At 63.2% G+C, this 20575-nt stretch carries 20 protein-coding genes and 1 pseudogene; 10 read left to right on the forward strand and 11 right to left on the reverse strand.

The window, feature by feature from the left end; genetic code table 11:
• Positions 1-19 precede the first annotated feature (19 nt).
• Genes HAP54_RS26160 through HAP54_RS26170 form a run of 3 tightly spaced genes read right to left on the reverse strand, consistent with a single transcriptional unit; the run spans position 20 to position 4084 of the window.
• A complete protein-coding gene (locus HAP54_RS26160; RefSeq protein WP_175619488.1) occupies positions 20-613 on the reverse strand; it encodes a 3-phenylpropionate/cinnamic acid dioxygenase subunit beta in 594 nt (197 codons plus the stop codon).
• A gap of 31 nt (positions 614-644) precedes the next feature.
• Positions 645-1451: an SDR family NAD(P)-dependent oxidoreductase gene (locus HAP54_RS26165; protein ID WP_166305052.1), complete on the reverse strand. Its 807-nt coding sequence runs from the start codon at positions 1449-1451 to the stop codon at positions 645-647.
• Positions 1448-4084, reverse strand: coding sequence for an ABC transporter substrate-binding protein (locus HAP54_RS26170; protein WP_224741782.1), 2637 nt, complete (start codon positions 4082-4084; stop codon positions 1448-1450). Before HAP54_RS26170 ends, HAP54_RS26165 begins: the two co-directional genes overlap by 4 nt.
• 135 nt (positions 4085-4219) lie before the next feature.
• On the opposite strand from HAP54_RS26170, the gene HAP54_RS26175 reads away from it, so the two are divergent.
• Entirely contained in the window at positions 4220-5041 is an 822-nt protein-coding gene (locus HAP54_RS26175) for an IclR family transcriptional regulator (RefSeq protein ID WP_166305058.1), read from the forward strand.
• Here HAP54_RS26175 and HAP54_RS26180 read toward each other — a convergent pair.
• Complete coding sequence (locus HAP54_RS26180; protein ID WP_166305061.1) at positions 5017-5940, reverse strand: ketopantoate reductase family protein; 924 nt, start codon at positions 5938-5940, stop codon at positions 5017-5019. The genes HAP54_RS26175 and HAP54_RS26180 overlap by 25 nt on opposite strands.
• 187 nt (positions 5941-6127) lie before the next feature.
• Between HAP54_RS26180 and HAP54_RS26185 the strand changes: the two genes are divergently transcribed.
• Both HAP54_RS26185 and HAP54_RS26190 read left to right on the forward strand, forming a co-directional pair.
• Positions 6128-6943, forward strand: a complete 816-nt coding sequence (locus HAP54_RS26185) for an ABC transporter ATP-binding protein (protein WP_166308390.1) — start codon at positions 6128-6130, stop codon at positions 6941-6943.
• Complete coding sequence (locus HAP54_RS26190) at positions 6943-7728, forward strand: ABC transporter permease (RefSeq protein WP_166305064.1); 786 nt, start codon at positions 6943-6945, stop codon at positions 7726-7728. The genes HAP54_RS26185 and HAP54_RS26190 overlap by 1 nt, the downstream gene beginning before the upstream one ends.
• Positions 7729-8303: 575 nt before the next feature.
• Here the strand turns inward: HAP54_RS26190 and HAP54_RS26195 are convergent.
• The 3 genes from HAP54_RS26195 to HAP54_RS26205 form a co-directional block, all read right to left on the reverse strand.
• Positions 8304-8432: a hypothetical protein gene (locus HAP54_RS26195; RefSeq protein ID WP_283843275.1), complete on the reverse strand. Its 129-nt coding sequence runs from the start codon at positions 8430-8432 to the stop codon at positions 8304-8306.
• Between the two features lie 91 nt (positions 8433-8523).
• The gene (locus HAP54_RS26200) at positions 8524-8871 is read right to left on the reverse strand and encodes a GNAT family N-acetyltransferase (protein WP_339156769.1); all 348 of its coding nucleotides are present in this window, start codon (positions 8869-8871) and stop codon (positions 8524-8526) included.
• Positions 8868-9752, reverse strand: a complete 885-nt coding sequence (locus tag HAP54_RS26205; protein WP_166305067.1) for a helix-turn-helix transcriptional regulator — start codon at positions 9750-9752, stop codon at positions 8868-8870. Before HAP54_RS26205 ends, HAP54_RS26200 begins: the two co-directional genes overlap by 4 nt.
• A 92-nt stretch (positions 9753-9844) precedes the next feature.
• Here HAP54_RS26205 and HAP54_RS26210 point away from each other — a divergent pair, with 92 nt between their 5' ends.
• A complete protein-coding gene (locus HAP54_RS26210; RefSeq protein WP_166305070.1) occupies positions 9845-10735 on the forward strand; it encodes an SDR family oxidoreductase in 891 nt (296 codons plus the stop codon).
• A 106-nt stretch (positions 10736-10841) separates the two neighbouring features.
• On the opposite strand, the gene HAP54_RS26215 is transcribed toward HAP54_RS26210, so the two are convergent.
• Positions 10842-12167, reverse strand: a complete 1326-nt coding sequence (locus tag HAP54_RS26215) for a 4Fe-4S binding protein (protein WP_166305073.1) — start codon at positions 12165-12167, stop codon at positions 10842-10844.
• 225 nt (positions 12168-12392) lie between these two features.
• Complete coding sequence (locus tag HAP54_RS26220) at positions 12393-12842, reverse strand: cupin domain-containing protein (protein WP_166305076.1); 450 nt, start codon at positions 12840-12842, stop codon at positions 12393-12395.
• Between the two features lie 167 nt (positions 12843-13009).
• Here HAP54_RS26220 and HAP54_RS26225 point away from each other — a divergent pair, with 167 nt between their 5' ends.
• From HAP54_RS26225 to HAP54_RS26235, 3 genes are all read left to right on the forward strand, one after another.
• Entirely contained in the window at positions 13010-14035 is a 1026-nt protein-coding gene (locus HAP54_RS26225; RefSeq protein WP_166305079.1) for an ABC transporter substrate-binding protein, read from the forward strand.
• Positions 14036-14129: 94 nt separating this feature from the next.
• On the forward strand, positions 14130-14831 hold the full coding sequence (locus HAP54_RS26230; RefSeq protein WP_166305082.1) for an NUDIX hydrolase: 702 nt from the start codon (positions 14130-14132) through the stop codon (positions 14829-14831).
• A 310-nt stretch (positions 14832-15141) separates the two neighbouring features.
• Complete coding sequence (locus HAP54_RS26235) at positions 15142-16335, forward strand: cupin domain-containing protein (RefSeq protein ID WP_166305127.1); 1194 nt, start codon at positions 15142-15144, stop codon at positions 16333-16335.
• Positions 16336-16520: 185 nt separating this feature from the next.
• Here HAP54_RS26235 and HAP54_RS26240 read toward each other — a convergent pair whose 3' ends face one another.
• Positions 16521-17072 carry a TetR family transcriptional regulator gene (locus HAP54_RS26240; RefSeq protein ID WP_166305130.1) on the reverse strand — a complete coding sequence of 184 codons (552 nt, stop codon included), beginning with the start codon at positions 17070-17072 and terminating at the stop codon, positions 16521-16523.
• A gap of 386 nt (positions 17073-17458) precedes the next feature.
• On the opposite strand from HAP54_RS26240, the gene HAP54_RS26245 reads away from it, so the two are divergent.
• On the forward strand, positions 17459-17935 hold the full coding sequence (locus tag HAP54_RS26245) for a hypothetical protein (RefSeq protein WP_166305133.1): 477 nt from the start codon (positions 17459-17461) through the stop codon (positions 17933-17935).
• Here the strand turns inward: HAP54_RS26245 and HAP54_RS26250 are convergent.
• A pseudogene (locus HAP54_RS26250) lies at positions 17927-18678 on the reverse strand (IS5 family transposase). The gene HAP54_RS26245 and the pseudogene HAP54_RS26250 sit on opposite strands and share 9 nt — an antisense overlap.
• Before the next feature lie 202 nt (positions 18679-18880).
• Here HAP54_RS26250 and HAP54_RS26255 point away from each other — a divergent pair.
• Both HAP54_RS26255 and HAP54_RS26260 read left to right on the forward strand, forming a co-directional pair.
• Positions 18881-19639, forward strand: a complete 759-nt coding sequence (locus tag HAP54_RS26255; RefSeq protein WP_166305136.1) for a substrate-binding domain-containing protein — start codon at positions 18881-18883, stop codon at positions 19637-19639.
• Positions 19640-19824: 185 nt separating this feature from the next.
• Positions 19825-20514: a dienelactone hydrolase family protein gene (locus tag HAP54_RS26260; RefSeq protein ID WP_248114450.1), complete on the forward strand. Its 690-nt coding sequence runs from the start codon at positions 19825-19827 to the stop codon at positions 20512-20514.
• Positions 20515-20575 lie beyond the last annotated feature (61 nt).

Here is a 20575-nt window from a genome sequence, read left to right on the forward strand (position 1 = left end):
TTGCTTTCCTTGGCCTCGCTCAGAAGAACGTGGTGAGATTCTTGGCCAGCAGGATGTTCTGTTCAAGCAATATCTCGCGCCGCGCGATCTTCCAGCCGTTCTCGGTGAGGCGCAGCGTGTCGTTGCGGCGGCCGACGAAGATGTAGGTCTCGTACTCGACGCGGTTCTGGTAGACGAGGAAGCGACTCGTGACATCGAGCTCGCGGGCGGTGTCGATATCCGGCCGCGCGCCCTTGATCTGCACATTGCTGACCATGTGCGTGATCCGCGACAGCGGCTCCTCGGCATAATGCACGCCGGTCAGGATCTGCTCGACCCGCTTGGTCAATGTCCACTTGTCCTCGTCGAACCAGCTGATGCCTTCGCCGCGTCTGGTGTTCTCGCGCGCGGCCTGCTGGCCGAACTTCACATTGCGCCGGATCGGCATGAAATAGCTGATGTCTTCGGCGAGCAGGTCGAGCCAGTCGCGGAAGCGCCGGTCATCGAGCAAATCGGCCTCGCGATAATAGAAGTCCTCGACATCGGCCTTCAGCCGGTAGTAGGCCGCCGAACGTTCGATCGTGGCGTTCGAAGTCTGCGCTTGTTTGTCCTGATCCTGAACGGTTGTCGTCATCATGATCTCCTCATCAGGTATCGCTGACTTGTCACAGCGCCGGCTTGGGCGGAATCGGTCCGCCCTGCTGGGCGAAGCAGCCGACATCGATCACGGTGCCGGACAGCGTTTCCGCCTCCGGCGACAGCAGGAACGCCACGACATTGGCGATGTCGTCGCCGGCGGCGACACGCCCGGCCGCGGTGCCCTGTGCGCCCTTGCCGAAGCGCGCCGCATCGCCGCCGACACGGCCGAGGCTCATGCCGCTAACGATCCCGCCGCCTCCGGGGATCACGGTGTTGACGCGGATGCGCTGGTGGAAGAAGTCGTAGGCCATCGCCGCGCTGAGCGCGACAACACCGCCCTTGCTCGCGCTGTAGACCGCCATGTTCGGCTTGCCCCAGCCGGCGCCGGATCCGATGTTGACGATCGAACCGCCGCCTTGCGCGATCATGTGGGGAATCGCGGCGCGACTGGTCAGATACGGTCCCTTCAGGTTGACGGCGATGATGCGATCGAACAGCGCCTCGTCGGTGTCGAGCACGGTGCCGAGCGGGCCGATCGCCGCGTTGTTGACGACGCCGTCGATGCGGCCGAACCGCGTCATGGCGTGTTCGACCACCCGCGCGACGTCGCGAGTCTGCGACACATCGGCTTCCATCAGTTCAGCGGAGAGGCCCTCGCGATCCAGCTCCTCGCGCAGGGCCGGAATGGCGTTCTGCGCGGTGCTCGAGACCTGCGGCGCCTCGAGGCCGAACGCCACCACCGCATGGCCGCCCCTGGCGAGGCCGAGCGTGATCGCGCGGCCGATGCCGAAGGTGCCGCCGCTGACGAGGACGGTTTTTCGGGGCGCGGTCATTCTGCGGCCTGCCGGTTGCTTGCGGGCGATCCAAGCAGCTCATGCCAATCGCCGCCCTGCATGTAGGTGGTCCAGCGGCGGTAGAAGCCGCGTGCGATCTGCTCGGTGACCTGGGGCGAGACATCGCCGCCGAGCGGATGGTCGCTCGTGTAGGCGCCCATCGACTGCTGATAGTTGAAGGGATAGCGCCGCGCGACCGTGCCGGTGCTTGCGGCGGTCGCATAGAGCCAGTTCTCCATGTCGTCCTGCTCGGTCATGCCGGCCGGGCCGGAGTAGCGCATGTAGTAGTGGCGTAGATAGTCCTTGGCTTCCTGCGGCGCGTCCTTGTCGACCAGGAAGAAGCGCCAGCCTTCGGTCGAGGTCGGGCCGTGCGGATGCCAGGCGCACAATCCGCGCGGCTGTCGGCCGTGATAGGACGTGTTGGGGAAGATCGTGCCGACGAACGGCAGCAGCCTTGCTCCTTCGCCGAGCCGCCGCTTGCGCTCCTCGAAGCAGTGCCGGAAGTATTTTTCGAGGATCGGATTATCGAGGAAGGACTCGGTATATTCGTTGGCCTCCGGCTGGATCGCGCTGTGCACGCCGTGGCCTTCCGGAAAACTGATCCAGACGTGCTGCGCTTTCTCCAGCTCGTCGTCGCGGCGGCCCTTCTTGCCGGCGGCGGCGCTCGGGCCGATGCCGATCAGGTCGACCGAGCGGTGGCTCGGATTGTGATAGGTGTCGCCGAGGAAATTCTCCGCGGCGAATTTCCAGTTGGCGGGGAATACCCATTTGTGGACGCCGATCACCTCGGAGCCGCCCTCGCGGCCGTCGCGGCAGTCGAGCGCCTGGTCGAGATGGACCTTGGCGTCGCCGAGATAGGTGATGAAGTCGGGCGCATCCTTGTCCCAGGTCGCCCAGATCGAGCCCTTGTAGTTGCAGAGCTTCGCTACCGAGACCAGCGAATTGGCCTCGCGGTCGAGCACGCCGTCATAGAGCGTCCGGTGCAGCGGAACGCCTTGCAGCTTGCCGTCGGTGGTGTAGGTCCAGCTGTGATAGGGGCAGGTGAACAGCGACGTGTTGCCCTGCTCGTAGCGGCACACCTTCATGCCGCGGTGCCGGCACGAATTGAGGAAGACGTGGATCTCGCCCTTCTTGTCGCGGCAGAGGATGACGGACTCCTCGCCCATCCGCGAGGTGTAGAAGTCGCCGGGATTGGGCACCAGGCTTTCGTGCCCGACCAGGAGCCAGGCGCGGGTGAAGACCTTGTCGAGCTCCTGCCGGTAGATATCGGCGTCCACGAAGATCTCGCGGCTGATGAAGCCACCTTTGACGTCAACAAGCTGATCGAAATCGTTGCGAAGCGGCATCGGCTCCTCCTTGTCTGGCTTGCGCGACGCTGCGTCGCGGCGAATGATGGTGCGTCCTATTTGTCGAGCTTGCAGCCGCCGGTACCCTCTGGGCGGAACGCCTTGTCGCCGGGGATGACAGCGATCTTCTGGTAGTAGTCCCAGGGGTATTTGCTCTCGTCCGGCTTCTTCACGCGGTAGAGCGAGAGGTCGTAGATGACCACGGCCGTCTTTGCGGATATGCGCGGGGCGGCCGAAGAAATCGACCGGCAGCTTGCGCATCTCGGCATTGACCGCCTTCGCCTCGTCGCTGCCGCCGGCCTCGATCGCCTTCAGATAGTGGCGCACGGCGGCATAGGTCGCGGCCTGCAGCTTGGTCGGCTCGCGCTTCTCGATCTCGATGAATCGCTTGGCGAAGGCGCGGGTGCCGTCGTCGTCATCCCAATAGTATTGCGATGCGATGTACATGCCCTGCGCGTCGCGCAGCCCGATCGAGTGGACGTCGGAGATGAAGGTCAGCATGCCGACGATGGTCTGGCCGCCCTGTTGCAGGCCGAATTCGTGGGTCTGCTTGACCGCGTTGACGGTGTCGGCGCCGGTGCCGGCCAGCGCCACGACTTTGGCGCCGGAGCTCTGCGCCGCCAGCAGGAAGGACGAGAAGTCGGTGGTGTTGAACGGATAGCGCACCGCGCCGAGCACCTTGCCGCCGGCATCGGTCACCGCGCGCGAGGCGTCCTTCACCATCGCGGTGCCGAACGAATAGTCGACCGCGACAAAGAACGATTCCTTGCCGACGCGGCGGCCCAGCTCGCCGACCAGGCCGGCCGACAGCGCGTAGGTGTCGTCGGCCCAATGGGTGATGACGGGCGAGCATTTGTCGCCGGTGAGGTCCGAGGTCGCGGCGCCCGAGACCAGCGCGGTCCGGTTGCTCTGCGTCGCGAGCCCGGCAACGGCGAGACCGACCGAACTCACCGCAAGGTCGGTCACCGCGTCGACATGCTCGACGTCGAACCACTGCCGCGCGATCCCGACCGCGACGTCAGGCTTGTTCTGGTGATCGGCCGAGATGATCTCGATCGGCTTGCCCAGCACCTTGTTGTGAAAATCCTCGGCGGCAAGCTTGGCCGCCGTCACCGAGCCCGGCCCGCCGAGATCGCGGCCGCTGCCGTAGTCGCCCAGCACCGCAATCCGCACCACGCCGTCCGAGATGCCCGAACCGTCGGGCGCGGCCTGCGCCAGCGGCGTCGAGAGCATCAGCGTGGCGATCGTGGCGGCGGCCCATCTGCGCGAGGCGTCTGTCTGAAGCAATTGCAATCCTCCCGTCGACTTTTGATATGTCTATCTAGTGGACACAATTCTCATAATATGAGATAGTATCCGCGCGGGCCGATTGGTCAAGCGCGCTGGATGCAGCGCGCCCTGCGGAATTTGCGGATGTGGACGATGGCGAAGAAACCGAAGGCGGAAGCGCAGGACACGGCACAGGCCACGGAACCGGACGCGGAGCAGGTCGCGTCAGGCGTCCGGGCGGTCGATCGCGCGATCGCGATCCTGCAATGCTTCACGCCCGATCAACCGGCGATGAGCGTGATCGAAATCCAGAAGCGCGTCGGGCTGAGCCGGCCGACGCTCTATCGCCTGCTGCAGACGCTGGCGCAGCGCGACCTGATCCAGGCCGAAGGCGATCCGCAGCGCTTCCGGCTGTCGCACGGCGTGATGAAGCTGTCCCATGTCTGGCTGAAGGGGCTGGAAGTCGTCACGGTCGCGCGCCCCGTTGTCGAAGGCCTGCGCGAGGCGACCGGCGAGACCGCCGCGCTGTTTCGCATGCAGGAGGATCGCGGCATCTGCATCCTCGAATGCGAGAGCCGTCACGTGCTCTCGATCAGCCGCGGCGTCGGCGACAGTTCGAGCCTGACCCGTGGCTCGACCGGCAAAGCGATGCTGGCCTTCATGGACCCGGCGCGGCAGGCCGCACTCCTCGCCACCATCCCGAAGAGCGCCGACCGCGCGCGGCTGGAGGAGGCGTTGGCATTTGCGCGGCGCAACGGCTATGCGACCAGCCACAGCGAGATCTTCGCCGGCACGGTCGCGGTCTCCGCGCCGTGCTTCGATCACCGCGGCAGCGTCGTCGGCTCGGTTGGTCTGTACGGACCCAGCGCGCGCATCGATGAGCAGAAGCTGCTGGAATTTTCCAGGCTGGTCCGCGCGGCGGGCCGGCAGATTTCAGTCCTGCTCGGATATCAGGACGGCGCGCCCATCGCATAGGGCTTCAGCACGGCATAGAGCATGTCGTGCGTCGGCGTCGGAACGCCGAGCTTGCGGCCGAGCTCGACCACCTTGCCGTTCAGCCACGGCAGTTCGAGCCGGTTGCCGCGCTCCAGATCGAGCGCCATCGAGGCCTTCATGGCCGGCGGCGCGTGCCCGATGAAGGCGAGGACCTTCTCCAGCGCATCCGGCGGCAGCTTGATGCCGCTGGCGTGGGCGACGGCGATGGTCTCCTCGCAGGCCGACACGAAGTACGGCCGCAAATCGGGATCGTCGCGCAGCCTACCGATCGGCAGCCTGGTCACGGCCGTCATGCCGGCATTGGTGGCGAGGCCTACGAACTTCATCCAGAGTTCGGTGTTGATCGCTTCGCTCAGCGTCGCGTCGAAGCCGGCCTTCAGGCAGAGGTCGAGCAGCGCCTTGCCGCGCGGCGTGATGCGGCCGTCGAGCTCGCCGAAGATCATGCGCATGAAGGTGCCGACCTGGTTGATCATGCCGGGCTTGATGATCGAGGCTGAGATCTGCGCGACGCCGCCCATCACGGCGTTAGGTCCGAGGATCGGGATCAGCCGGTCGGGCGCGTCGATGCCGTTCTGCAGCGGGATCACGGCGGTGTCGGGACCGACCATCGGCTTGATGTGCGCCCCGGCGCTTTCGACGTCCCACAGCTTGACGCAGAACAGCACGATATCGACCGGGCCGACGCTTGCGGGATCGTCGGTCGCCTGGGTCGGGACCAGGTGGGTTTCGCCGCGGCCGCCCTGAACCTTCAGCCCCTCGCTGCGCATCGCGGCCAGATGGGCACCGCGCGCGATAAAGGTGACGTCGGCGCCGGCATGCGCAAGCGCCGCACCAAAGCCACCGCCGACACCTCCGGCGCCTACCACTGCGATCCGCATGTTTATATCTCCTGCCTGTCACTTTGGTCGCACCCTCGACGATGTCGGATCAATGCGCAACCCGGTCTGCCGTGAAAACCGCGTGAGCGCAGCCTCGTCGGCGCGTCCTGCGCCATCTTCCTGCGTTGAACTTGCCTGCCCAAACCGCTAAGCCATCTTGCAAAGTTCGGGAGGCAGTGCGGTGGGGATGACGGAGCCGACGGCGGTCGCGCTTGACAATGCGACGGTGGCGTTTCGGTTGGCGGATGGACGCGTCTATACCGCGGTCGAGCAGGCCAATCTTGCGGTGGCGCATGGCGAGTTCGTCGCCATTGTCGGCCCGACCGGATGCGGAAAGTCGACGCTGCTCAATGTCACCGCGGGGCTTCTGAAACCCGCCGCCGGATCGGCGCGGATATTCGACAAGCCGCTGGGCGGCCTCAACCGCGACGCCGGTTACCTGTTCCAGGCCGATGCGCTATTCCCGTGGAAGACCGCGATCGACAATGTCGCGATCGGGCTCGAGATATCAGGCACGCCGCGCACCGAGGCGCTCGCACGCGCGCAGAAATGGCTTGTAGCGGTCGGGCTCGGTGCCTTTGCGGGCCGCTATCCGCATATGCTGTCGGGCGGCCAGCGCAAGCGCGTCGCGCTGGCGCAGGTGCTGATCCGCGATCCGAAGATCCTGCTGATGGACGAGCCGTTCGGCCCGCTCGATGCCCAGACCCGGCAGATCATGGGCAATCTGCTGCTGGAATTGTGGAGCGCCGACCGCAAAGCGGTGCTGTTCGTCACCCACGATCTCGAGGAGGCGATCGCGCTGGCTGATCGCGTCGTGATCATGTCGGCAGGTCCGTCCGCACGCATCATCGGCGACTGGCGCATCACGCTGCCGCGGCCGCGCGATATCTCCGAAGTCAGGATGGAGAAGGATTTCCATACCCTGCACCGCGAAATCTGGGGCGTGCTGAAGGACGAGGTGATGAAGGGCTATGTCCAGTCGACGCAGGCGGGAGCGGCCTGATGTCGCGCGTCACGCTATTGTTCCTGCAGGTCCTGGTCGCCGTCGTTACGTTGGCGCTGTGGCAGTTGTTTGCCACCGTCCCGGTGTTCGGCAAGGTGCTGCTGCCGCCGTTCTTCTTTTCCAATCCCGTCGACGTCTTCAGCCAAATTGTAAAGTGGTTCTCGAGCGGGGTGATCTGGAAGCATCTCGCGATCACGCTGTGGGAATCCATCCTCGCTTTCGTGATCGGTTCGGCCAGCGGCATCCTGGTCGGCTTCTGGTTCGCGCGGCAGCCGCGCGTCGCCGCGGTGTTCGATCCCTATGTCAAGATGGTCAATGCGCTGCCGCGCGTCGTGCTGGCGCCGATCTTCGCGCTGTGGTTCGGGCTCGGCGTCTCGTCCAAGGTCGCGCTCGGCGTGACGCTGGTGTTCTTCATCGTGTTCTTCAACGTCTATCAGGGCGTCAAGGAAGTGCCGACCACGGTGCTCGACAATGGCCGCATGCTCGGCATGAACGAACGGCAGCTGATGCGCCACGTCTACTGGCCGTCGGCGCTGTCCTGGATGTTCTCCTCGCTGCACACCTCGGTCGGTTTTGCCGTGGTTGGCGCGGTGGTCGGCGAATATCTCGGCTCCGCGGCCGGCCTCGGCTATCTGATCCAGCAGGCCGAAGGCGTGTTCGACGTCGCCGGCGTGTTCGCCGGCATGTTCGTGCTGTCGGCGTTCGTCATCCTGATCGATATGGCGGTGACGATGGTCGAGAAGCGGCTCTTGGTCTGGCGGCCGACGGCGGTCACGCGGGACTAGCACGTGTCGCGCGGTCCGAGCCTACTTCCATAGCGCGATCCGGGCGTTGGGCTGATGCCAGACGCTGCGAGCTGGCTACGTCGGACTGCAATAAAAGAGGCCGCCAGCGTTGGCGGCCTCACGCGTTCTGGGTGCGAAACCGTCAGGTCTTGTATCCCTGGCTGTGGCACCACCACGAAATGCCATTGGTATCGTGGCCAAACTTGAGCAGGGATTCTCTACATTCGTTGAAGTTGTGGAAACGTTTGACGCCCTCTGGCCAGCAAACCACCGGCGTAGGATTGGGCCAGCTACTGGAGACGGAACAGGGTGCTCCCGAGGTTGCCTGCTTAGCGAGTGCGGGTTTGTTCTCGGCATTTGCGGGGGCAATCGACAAGATCGCGACAGCTAGGCCCGCGAGGAGTAACGAGGCTTTCATGGCTATCTTCTCCCAAATCCCACCGTTGGCTCGGTGGGTGGGGCATTATACTACAGGTCGTACGGCGGGAGCGATTCAATTCGCGTTTCGCGGTGTGAAAGGCGGCGACGATCATCTCCGTTCGTCTGCCGCGTGCAGTTGAAAAGATCTGCGCTACTCATCGACGCGGCGGCTCGGCCATGCCAGGCCAGTCATTGCGTTTCAAGCGATAGAGCGCCTGTCGCCGGAGCGGGTCCGATTCCTTGACGCGCGGATGGTCAAAATCGTCGGCCGGGTTGTGCGTCATCCCCAATTTGGACATGACGCGAAGAGAGCGCGTGTTGTGGACGCTCGCATGCGCGACAATCTCGGGTAGACCCAGCTCTCGGAAGCCAAATTCAAGCGCCTTGCGACCTGCCTCGGTGGCGAGCCCCCTGTCCCCAACAAGCCCGTGCCAGACGCCAGCCAACTTCCACGGCGGGCGTGAAGTGGGCCGGGAAATTGACAACCAGCAGTCCGACCGCGCCAGCAAAAGCTCTGGAAGAGTTCAATTCCACGGCCCACATGCAGAACCCATGGGTTGATTGATGCTCGATCTGGAAATCAACCCAGGCGTCGCTGGATTCTCGTGTCGGGAGAGGGCGCAGATGTTGCATGACGGCGGGGTCTGCTGACATCTCCGCAAATCGAGCCCTATCGGTCTCTTGCCATGTTCGCAACGTCAGTCGGTGCGAGGATAATCTCATTCAATCGACCACGCGCGCTCGTGCTCCGGCGCGGCCTCCATCAACCCACGGATCTTCTCCGCCACCTCCGGGTCGACAGGATTGTAGATGATCATGCTGAGGTCGGGCCGGCCATCGACCGCGAACGCCGAATATTCGAACTTGACCGGGCCCAGGATCGGGTGCCGGAGCTGCTTGATGCCCTCGCCATGGGTCCGCACGTCGTTGTCGCGCCACAACGCCGCGAATTCGGGGCTCAGCCGGCAGAGCTCATCGACGAACGGTTGCACCTCGGCGGCAGCGCCGGCGCGGGCCGCGTCCACCCTGAAGGCGCCGACGACGAAGCGCGCCACGCTTGCCCAATCGTGTTGCGCAGCGCGGACGCGCGGATCGAGGAACATGAAGCGCAACACGTTGCGCTCGCGCGGCGGCAGCGCGCCATAGTCGGTCAGCATCACGGTCGCCGCCCGATTCCAGGCGACGATGTCCCATGTCGCGGTCCTGATCACGGCGGGGCTCGGCAGCAACGCGTCGAGCACGCGCTGCAGCCGCGGCGAGACGCCTTCATTCTTCTGGTAGCGCACCTCGGGCGTGCGGCCGAGGCCGAGCAGGAACAGATGCTCGCGCTCGACATCGGTCAGCATCAGCGCACGCGCGATGCGGTCCAGCACATCCGCTGAAGGCGCGCCGCCGCGGCCCTGTTCGAGCCACGTGTACCAGGTCGCTGAGATGTTGGCGCGCTGCGCCACCTCCTCGCGGCGCAGGCCCGGCGTGCGCCGCCGCTCCGGAGGAAAGCCGAACGTCGCGGGATCGAGCTTGCTGCGGCGGTCTTTCAGATAGGCGCCGAGCAGGTTGTCATGCAGCTTCTCATGCAGATTCCCTTGGGTGCGCGGCTCGCTCATCGTGTTAGCTATTATACCATGATAAGGTCACTACTTTACCACGATAGCGCGGCGACCCAGATTTGTCTCCAGCAAAACCTGGAGACTTGCTGATGCGCGTGTTTGTTACTGGAGCGACCGGCTGGGTCGGCTCGGCCGTCACTGACGATCTGATTGCCGCCGGCCATCGGGTGCTCGGCATGGCCCGTTCCGACAAGGGCGCGGAAGCGCTCGTCGCCGCCGGCGCCGAGGTTCACTACGGAACGCTGGAAGATCTCGACAGCCTTAGAAGCGGCGCCGCGCAGGCGGATGCAGTGATCCACTGCGCCTTCAACCACGACTTTTCGAAGTTCGCAGAGAATTCCGAGACCGATCGGCGCGCGATCGAGACTCTCGGTGCGGTGCTCGAAGGCTCGCAGCGTCCGTTCATCACGACATCAGGCGTGGCGCGGGTCGGGCAGGGTCGCGTCGCGACCGAGGAGGACCCGCCGATTCCTACCTCGTCTGCTTATCCGCGTGCGTCTGAGGCGACAACGATAGCGCTGGCATCGCGCGGTGTGCGCGCGTCCGTCGTGCGGTTGGCACCCTCGGTGCATGGCCATGGTGATCATGGTTTCGTGCCACGCCTCGTCGCCATCGCGCGTGAGAAGGGCGCCTCGGCCTATATCGGCGAAGGACTCAATCGCTGGCCGGGCGTGCATCGCCTTGATGCGGCCCGCGTCTACCGGCTTGCGCTCGAACGCGGCGTCGAACGCGGTCCGTTCCATGCCGTCGCCGATGAGGGTGTGTCGTTCAAGGCAATCGCTGAGGTGATCGCGCGCCGGCTCAACGTGCCGCTGGTCTCAAAATCACCTGAAGAGGCTGCCGAGCATTTCGGTTGGTTCGCCAGGTTCGCGGCCTTCGACGTGCCGACCTCGAGCGCCCGCACCAGGTCGCGGCTCGACTGGCAGCCGCAGCAGCCAGGGCTGATCGCCGACATCGATCATCCCGCTTATTTCGCGTAGCAAGCAGAGTAAGGTGGGTTAGCCGAAGGCGTAACCCACCATGTCGCGGCGAAAGAGACGGTGGGTTACGCTTCGCTAACCCACCCTACGCAGCGACGCTGCGGGCTCAGAGCGGGAAGCACCGCATATAGGCCGCAAACAATGTCTCATCGCTGTAGCTCACCAGCTCTGCGGCGATCGCATCGGCAAGCGTAAGGTCGCGGTTTTGCAAGCTTAACCATGCCTTTGTATCGGCGGTAACAAGCAAGCCAGCCTCTCCCACATGCCGGCCCGGCACCACCTGGAGATTCCTACCCTTGATCGTGACCGTCATATCGAGCGCGCTTGCCCCGGTGAAGCGCAGATGCGTCACGAGATCCAGGCCGCGCGCCCGGCCGCGCTGAAATCCGAGCGACAGCGAAAAGATGTAGGCTTGCAGGCTGCCGGTATGGCGGCCGGACGTGACGTGCTGAACCTTCTTGTGCGGAAAGCGCCGCGTCACCGTGTCCTCGGCGTCGGTATCCGGGATCACATAGACGAACTCGTCCTTGTCGATCAGCGGCTGCACGACGTCGGCGAAATGGCCGTCGCGATCATGCAGGAACGGCCCGATCACGTCTTCGCCGGCCGGGCAGGCCGAGATGCAATAGGCCGCCTTGTAGCCCGGCTTGAACGACAGCGATTGCCAGACATTGAGCGTTTCGGTGCGGGGAACGCGGGCGCGATAATCCCTGGCGTCCTTTGCATCCGCGACCTTCTCCACCCACTGCGCGAAGTTGCCGAGAAAGTCGTGATAATTGTGGGTGTGGCAGGACAGGAAATCGAAGCCGCCGTCCGGCTTGATGGCGCCGACCGGGCAAGCGGCCACACACAATTTGCATTCCAGGCAGGGATTGTAGTCGATCGGTTGGTCGTAGGCATCCGCCTCGCATCCGAGCAGGATGGTGCCGAGCAGGACGAAGCTGCCGAATTTCGGATGGATGACGCTGCGGTGGATGCCCATGCGTCCCAAACCGGCTTCGACCGCGATCGGCTTGTGCTGGACCATCATGATCCTGGGCAGGTCCATCTCCATCGGGAAGGCGGCGACCGAATTGCAGGACGGGATGCCGTGTTCGTCGAGCGCGCGAACGATCGCGCGTGCGGTCTCGTTGACGTGATCGTAGGTGCTGTGGAATTCCTCGTTGGCGACCGAGCGCGAAGGCGAGCGCACCGGCTCGCGGTTCATGTGGCAGGCGATCGCGAGCAGCGAGCGCGTCCGGCCATAGACCTTTCGGATGAAGTCCCGCTGCGGTGCGATGGCCGCCCGGTCGAACTCGATGATGCCGACATCGTCGGCGCCGCAGTCCCGCGCGATCCGCTTGATGAGTTCCGAGGAAACCGGGACGTCGTGGACGTGCCGGCTGCTGCGAGCGCGCACAGCCCTGACCGTGGGGTGATCGTCCAGGCTCATGGTTCCGGCTCTCTATAAAATGATGATCATCATATTATGAGTCGGCCTGGCGTGAAGCAAGTGAATTATCTGTCAGTGGTCATGTGATGGAACCGCTGCTGGTGTTCGTGCGCCCGTAAGCTGCTGTCATTGCGAGGAGCGGAGCGACGAAGCAATCCATCGGTCCGCATATAGGGAGAGATGGATTGCTTCGCTTCGCTCGCAATGACGTGAAGAGGGCTGCTGTCAATCCAACAGCTTGGTATCATCCGGCGCCTGCGGCGGCGTCTTGATCGCGATCGACTTGATGGCGCGGCCGTTCGGCTTGTTGCCGCCATGCGGCGTGCCCTTCGGGATCACGATCAGATCGCCCGGCTTCACCGTCACTTCCTTGTCGCCGAGCCAGACCGTGCCGGTGCCTTCAAGCACGAACTGCATCTCGTTGGTGTTGGGGTGCAGGTGCTTCGGCACATTGCCGTCCTGGATCGAGACAGTGGCACCGTCGGCCGAGACGAACATCTTGGAGCGGAAGCCGACCTTGTTGGCGTCGCCGAGCTTGTCGCCCTCCATCTCGCCGGTGTGGATGACCTGCGCCGTGATGCTCTCGGCCGCGAGAGCCGGCCGCAGCACATGGGTGACGCCGCAGCCGGCGGCGAAGGCGGCGCCCATCGACAGCGCGGTTGCAATCCGATTCATGAAGACCTCCCTTGGTGTTTCCCTTGAAGTATTCTTGGTGCTTCTTCGGCGTTTCCTTGTATCCGCGATGCTATGCCGCCGCCGCAGGCTTGACCAGCTATCGGAAAGTCGCCTTCTCAAGCCGCGCCGGCTCCTCTATCTTGCCGCCCGGTCGAACGGAGGACGTCATGAACAAACTGCTTGGCAAGCTTGCCGGAACGCTGCTGGCGCTGACCCTGTCCACGGGCCTTGCCGCGGCGCAAAGCAAGATCACCATCGCGGTCGGCGGCGGCGCCTGCCTGTGCTATCTGCCCACCGTGCTGGCCAAGCAGCTTGGCGAATATGACAAGGCCGGCCTTGCGGTCGAGCTGGTCGACCTCAAGGGCGGCTCGGATGCGCTCAAGGCCGTGCTCGGCGGCAGCGCCGACGTCGTCTCCGGCTATTTCGACCATTGCGTCAATATCGCCGCCAAGAAGCAGGAGATGCAGGCCTTCGTGGTCTATGACCGCTATCCCGGCCTCGTGCTGGTGGTCTCGCCGAAGCACACCGGTGAGATCAATTCGATCAAGGATCTCGCGGGCAAGAAGGTCGGCGTCAGTGCGCCGGGCTCCTCGACCGACTTCTTCCTGAAATATCTCTTGAAGAAGAACGGCCTCGATCCGGCCGGTACCGCCGTGATCGGCGTCGGCCTCGGCGCGACTGCAGTGGCCGCGATGGAGCAGGGCCAGATCGATGCCGCCGTGATGCTCGATCCCTCCGTCACCGTGCTGCAGGGCAGCCACGCTGACCTCAAGATCCTCAGCGACACCCGCACCCAGCACGACACGCTTGCGGTGTTCGGCGGCGAATATCCCGGCGGCGCGCTGTATTCGACCACGGCTTGGGTCAACGGCCACGAGAAGGAGGTGCAGGCGCTGACCAATGCGATCATGGCGACGCTGGCCTGGATTCATTCGCATTCCGCCGAGGACATCATGGCCAAGATGCCGGAGGAACTCGTCGGCAAGAACAAGGAGCAATATCTGGCCGCGCTGAAGAACACGATCCCGATGTATTCGGAAACCGGCAAGATGGATCCCAAGGGCGCGGAGGCCGTGCTCGCGGTGTTCAGCGAGGGCTCGCCCGAGGTCGCGAAGGCCGGCATCGACGTCACCAAGACCTACACCAACAAATATGTCGAGCAGGCCAAGAAGACGACCGGAAGCGCGAAGTAAGTCATGATCCGCAAAAGTGTGAAGCGGTTTTGCTCGCGACAAGCGCGACGCGTTTGCGCGGAGGTCATGCCACAAAACACACGTGGTGCGTGACATGCAGTCTCCGCTGATCTGTCGCGTCACCGCGCTCGACCTGGCATTGCAGCGGCGTCCCTGGCCATTCGCGGACCAGCGGCGCGCCGAGATCGACGCGCATTTCGCCGAGCAGCAGCGGCTGAACCCGAAATTGTGGAACGGCCGCGTCCTGCTCGGGCGCGATCCGGTGTTTGCCGCCGAACGACTCAGCGCGAGCTATTTCGAGACCGATTTCGCGAGCTTCCTGGCCTGGCGTGACTGGGGCTTTCCGGACAAGGAGATCTTCAACGGTTTTGGCATGGGCGCGCTGCTTGCCAGCGACGGCGCCTTTGTGTGTGGGGTGATGGGCAAGCACACGGCGAATGCCGGCCGGATCTATTTCCCCTCGGGCACGCCCGATCTCGATGACATCAGGGGCGAGACGGTCGATATCGCCGGCAGCGTGATGCGCGAGCTCGAGGAAGAGACCGGCCTCACCGCCGCGGATTGCCATGCCGATGCCGATTGGCACTGCATCTACACCGGCGTTGCGCTGGCGATGATGCAGATCCTGCGCGTCGACATGCCAGCGGACGCGCTGCGTGCGCGGATCGAGGCCAATCTCGCGCGGCAGGAGCATCCGGAGCTCGCCGGCATCCATCTGGTGCGCAGCCGCGCCGATGTCACAGCCGCAATGCCGCGTTTCGTCACCGCGTTCATCGAGACGCAGCTTCCGGCGTAGGCGCGTACGCGTAAAGCTCCGCTTCCGAGGATGAAGCGGTCGTTGCCTGGATCGTCCGTCATTGACGGCTTTTGACCCGACGCTGACACTAGCACCCCTGTACGGTGGTTTTGACCAGTTGTAACATTGCATCAAAAGGAGGCAAGGCATTCGGGGCGCCGGCCCTCGAGCGGTCTAAATATTTCCAGCAACTTACCGCGGTCGCTCGGTAGTGCGACATCAGGTGTCGGGGCAACCTGCCGCAATGAATGGCCCGAGCGGGCGCGTGGTTTCGGTACTTCACGATCAACGCCATCATGGAGATATCATCATGTCAAACGTGCAGCGGCGTGACGTTCTTATCGGCTCAGCGCTTGCTGCGGCAGCTGTGGCCGCAGCAAAGCCAGCGCTGGCCGGCGATCCGAGCTTCATGAACAACGTCCCCGATCCGCTTCTCGCGGCCGATGACCTGCCGACCTTCAAGTTCGCCCTGGAGAAATCTGAGGGAAAAGTTATCGGCGAAAGTTACGGCAAGGAGGCGACGGTCAAGCAGCTGCCGATCTCCAAAGGCATCGCTGGGGTCTCCATGCGGCTCGAACCTGGCGCGATGCGCGAGCTTCATTGGCACGCCACAGCAGCCGAATGGGCATTCGTCATCGAGGGCGGCGTGCGCACCACAGTCATCGATCCGCAGGGCCGGGCGGAGACCAACGAATTCGAGCCTGGCGATATCTGGTACTTTCCCCGCGGGCACGGCCACATGCTGCAGTGTCTCGGTAGCCAGGCCTGCCACTTTATTCTCATTTTCGACAACGGGTACTTTTCTGAGTTCGGCACCTTCAGCATCACGGACTGGATCGGCCACGCGCCGAAGACTCTTCTGGCCAAGAACTTCGGCGTGCCCGCGGCGACGTTTGACTCGTTTCCGAAGACGGAGGTCTATTTTGCCCGCGGGGCAATCGCTCCGGCACAGCCGGCCGCCCCGTTGCAAGGCGTAAATCTGCCGCCGCAGACGCACAAATACCGCTTGCTCGCGCAAGAACCACACGGGGTCTACAAGGGCGGCCGGGAGTGGCGCGTCGATGCCAGTCGGTTCCCGATCTCGACGACTGTGACCGGCGTCATCCTCGATCTCGATCCTGGCGCGTTACGCGAGCTGCACTGGCACCCTAACGCGGACGAGTGGCAATACGTCATCGACGGGCGGGTGTCCGTCACCCTGTTCGGCTCCCACGGACGGTTCCGCGTCGAGACGCTGGAGAAAGGCGACGTTGGCTACATTCCGCAGGGCTACGGGCACTCGATCGAAAATGTTGGCAATACGCCTGCGCGCATCCTGATCGGGTTCAACACCGGCACTTACGAGACGATCAATCTGTCGCAGTGGATTGCCGGCAACCCCGCTGACGTGCTCGCCGTCAATTTCGCGCAACCGCCGGAATTATTCGAGAAGTTTCCCAAGCACGACGTGTTTCTCGCGAGCGCCAGCGGCCCTGACAAATCGGCGCGATCAGATGGGCGGTAGTGGGTGAGGGTCCACAGCAGCAATCGGGACGTAGCGCTTGCTATCGAAAGTCCGGCGTCGGGGGTGAAGCGGACGTCACGGTTGCGCGCTCCGACTTCCGCGTTTGACCCCATTGCGGCCGTAATTCGGAAGCTGGCTTTCAGCGCATCGGGCCAATCGTCTCCGCGGTTCTAAATCGCAATCTGCTATTTCTCCTGCCGCGCGCTTTCGAGCAGCGTCATGCAGGCGTCGAGGCAGGCTGCGGCAATCGTCCGGCCGAGCGGACCCGGCTTCTTGTTCAACAGCCGATGCATCACCACGCCGTGCAGCATCATCATGATCGGATAGGCGACGTGCGCGGCCCTGCTTTCGTCGACACCGGCGCGCACGATATGGGTGGTGTATCGTTCGATCTCGCCGGCCTGCGCACTCGTTGTGACGCGCTCCATCCAGCCACGCCCGTAGAGCAATTCATAATCGCGCGGGTGGGTGCTGCCGAACTCGAGATGTCGTACGCAGGTGTCCTGAAAGTCGCGGGATTTTGCGAGGTAGGCCGAGAAGCGCTGAAAGGCCAGCGTGCGCAACGCCGTCAGCAACGCCTCCCGGTCGGCGTAGTAGCTATAGACCGTCGGCGTCGTGGTGGCTGCTTCTGCCGCCACGCCGCGGATCGTCACGGCCTCCTCGCCGCCCGACTGCCACAGCGTGTCGGCGGCCTTCAAGATCCTGTGAGGCAGCTCCGGATCGGCAGTTCTCGGCATTGGCCCTCTTGCTTTTACAATGTATAAATTATACGTCGTCTAAATAATAAACCCGTCCCCAGGAGCAGGCAAATGGCTCTTTCCGCGAAACTGATTGACACCATGTACAAGCTCACGGCGAAGCACCCGTGAACACGCGCGATTTCGTGAAGCTCCATGCCGCCGAATTCAAGTAGCATGGACCGGCGCTTTGATGAGGTGTTCGGCACAGACCGCAAGCGGAATCCGACTGTTGAGGCGCCCGGATGGTCCGCTTTGGACCGAGGCTGTGCAACGGCTCAGCCGACCGAAATTCCAGCGCAATAATCTGCCCACGGTGTCGCTCTGTCGTCGGTCTGGCGCAAAGCGTATCGGGGCAATCCGACGCGGGCAATCCAATGAGACCTATGAGGGAAGGGCAGGCGCTTCTGACACGCTTCGTTCTGCTGCTGTTGTTGAGTGGCTGTGGAGAAGCGGCGGACCAGATGGCGGAGCAGGAGTGTCGTTCTTCGGATGCCCGCAGTTCGGTACTCAAGACATTTTCGGACGATCAAAACAACAAGCTGGTGACTTTTACCCTTAAATACTCGAGTTCGCTTGACGCAATGATGAATGCTGCGAAATCGGAAACTGAAAAATCGACGATTTTGGACGGTGCAAAGAAAAGCGCTGTCTACAGCCTGGATGGCACGATACTCGTGAAGTCAAGGGACAAGGCAACGCGAGAAGTCACGTGCATTGCGATACTGTCTGTCAGCGTTTTGGACACGAGCGCGGAAAAAGAAATAGAGTTCAGAGTGAAGCAAACGGCCGACGGAACGCCGCTCGTTTCAGTCAGTCCTTTTCTTTCTCGGTGGACTAGGGCCTGTTTGGATTCATCTTGAATTTATCACAGCGGCGGTGAGATTGATCATGGCTTCGAAGCTGATATCTGTTTTGTCGGCTCGCATGGCGATCCGCTTGAATTCCTTGAGCTTGCAGAAGAAATTTTCGATCAGATGTCGCCATTTGTAGATTTCCGCGTCGATGGCGAGAGGTTTTGCGCGCCGCGGGTGCTGGGAGATGACGACCTTGGCGCCGCGTGCGTCGAGGTCGGCAATGATGGCGTTGCTGTCGAACGCCTTGTCGGCGATCATCGCATCGAAGGTCAGCCCTTCGATCAACGGCGGGACGCCGACCGTGTCGAAGCGCTGTCCTGGCAGCAGCACGAAACGCAGGAGATTGCCGAGCGCGTCGGTCAGTGCCAGGATTTTGGTGGTCATTCCGCCTTTCGAGCGGCCGATCGCCTGGTTTTGCGTCCCCCTTTTGCGCCCTGTCCGTGGCGGTGGACTTTGACGATGGTGGCATCAACCATGACGTACTCCATGTCCGGCTCGTCCGAGACCGCATCAAACATGCGCTTCCAGACGCCCGCCTTGGCCCAGTCGCGGAAGCGCGTGTACACGGTTATCCAGTTGCCGAAGGCGCGCGGCAGATCGCGCCACGGACTGCCCGTGCGCGCAATCCACAGCACGGCTTCGACAAACAGCCGGTTGTTATTGCCGCTCCGGCCGGGATCACCCGGCTTGCCAAGACAAAGCGGCTCCATCTTCGCCCATTGGGCATCAGTCAAAACGAATCGGTCCATCCCAAGCTTGAATCACAACCAAGCCAGGATGAGAATCCGGAATCCAAACAGGCCCTAGTCCGGAGACCCCGGGCGGCCATGCTCTGTATTCGGTCTGGTGCCCGCTTCTGATAGAGGAGCCGACCGACAGGCCGGCGAGTTACCAAACCTTGTCGGTCAGCCCGGTAATGCTAGTTTCGCCTCAGTAAGCAAGGAAGATGCAATGATCGAGCAACCCGCCACTGCTGCGGCATCGACGCCGGCAATCTCCGACACCCCCGCGACGATCAAGGTCATCATTTCCGGCGGTTTCGCCGCGGTTTACCGGGAAGTTCTTGCTGAATTCGAGCGAAGCACGGGCATCAGGGTGGAAACCGGATCAGGTGCGTCGGAGGGCACCGGTCCGAAGACGATCAGGCATCAGCTTGCCCACGGCATCAAAGCGGACGTGGTGATCCTGTCGCGAGAGGGACTTCGAAAGCTCAACGAAGACGGGCGGATTCGTGCGGGATCCGAAACCGGTTTGGCGACGGCGCCTCTGGCCGCCGCGGTTCGGGCAGGCTCGCCCAAGCCGGATATCGGCAATGATCTCGCGCTCAGGAAAGCCTTGATCGACGCAGGCCAGATTGTGGCGCCGAGCAGCACGAGCGGACAATATTTCCGCGACAAGGTCTTCCCAAAGCTGAATTTGCCGGACTCGGTCAGGCTCACCCTGGAGGCGCGTGGCACTGAGGCGGCCGAAGCGCTCAGGGCCGGCAAGGCAAATCTCTCGATAGGCCCGACCAGCGAACTGGTCCAAGAGCCCGGCATTGAACTGGTTGGTCTGCTGCCGCCAGATCTTCAGCTTGTCCAAACCTTCACAGCCGCTGTGGTCAGCGACTCCAAGGCGGCGGAAGCAGCCAGGCGCCTGATCGATTTTCTTTCCGCGGACAGCGATATCATGCACGCGGCAATCAAGCGGGCGGGCATGGCGCGGCCCTAGCGAACACTGCCTGCAGAGCCTAGCGCAGGAATCGTTGGCATGCCAATGTAGTGTTGTGCCAAACCCGCAGGAGGTCAAACATGCGAACAAACATAATGGGAGCACTTTGCGCCATCGCAATGGTCGCGAGCGCACACGCAGCAGTGAAGGAAGAGCCGGTCACTTATACGGACGGCGAGACCACGATGAAGGGCTTCGTTGTCTACGACGACGCCACCCAGGCCAAGCGGCCCGGCATCATCATGGTGCACGAATGGTGGGGCATCACCCCGCATATCCATAGTGAGGCGCGGAAGTTCGCGGAGCAGGGCTACACGGCCTTCATCGCGGACATGTACGGCGACGCCAAGACCGCCGACAACCCGAAGGACGCCGGCGCGCTCTCGGGGTCGGTGATGAAGAACCCGAAGGTGATGGAGCAGCGCTTCAACGCCGCGCGCGAGCAGCTCGCCAAGCAGGCCTCGGTCAATCCGCAGCGGATCGGCGCCGTCGGTTACTGCTTCGGCGGCGCGGTGGTGCTGAACATGGCGCGCACCGGCGCTGATCTCGCCGCCGTTGCGGGCTTTCACGCAACACTTGGTCTCAACACGCCGGCGCCGGCGCCGGGAACGGTCAAGGCGAAAATCCTCATTCTGAACGGCGCGGACGACCCGTTCGTGAAGCTCGAGCAGTACGATGCGCTCAAGAAGGATTTCGACGCAGCGAAGGCCGATTATCGGATCATCGAGTATCCCGGCGCTGTGCACGCGTTCACCAACCCCGAAGCCACAGAACTCGGCAAGAAGTTCAATTTGCCGCTCAGATACGATGCCAAGGCCGATCAGGAATCGAAGGCCGAAGCCGCCAAGCTGTTCGCCGCAAGCCTGCAAAAGTGAACCAGAAGGCCACCCACAGGGTGGCCTTTTTTGATTTGAGGGCAAAGCGGCCGCGGGTTTG

The organism is Bradyrhizobium sp. 2S1 (assembly GCF_011516625.5).
GTDB lineage: Bacteria > Pseudomonadota > Alphaproteobacteria > Rhizobiales > Xanthobacteraceae > Bradyrhizobium > Bradyrhizobium septentrionale.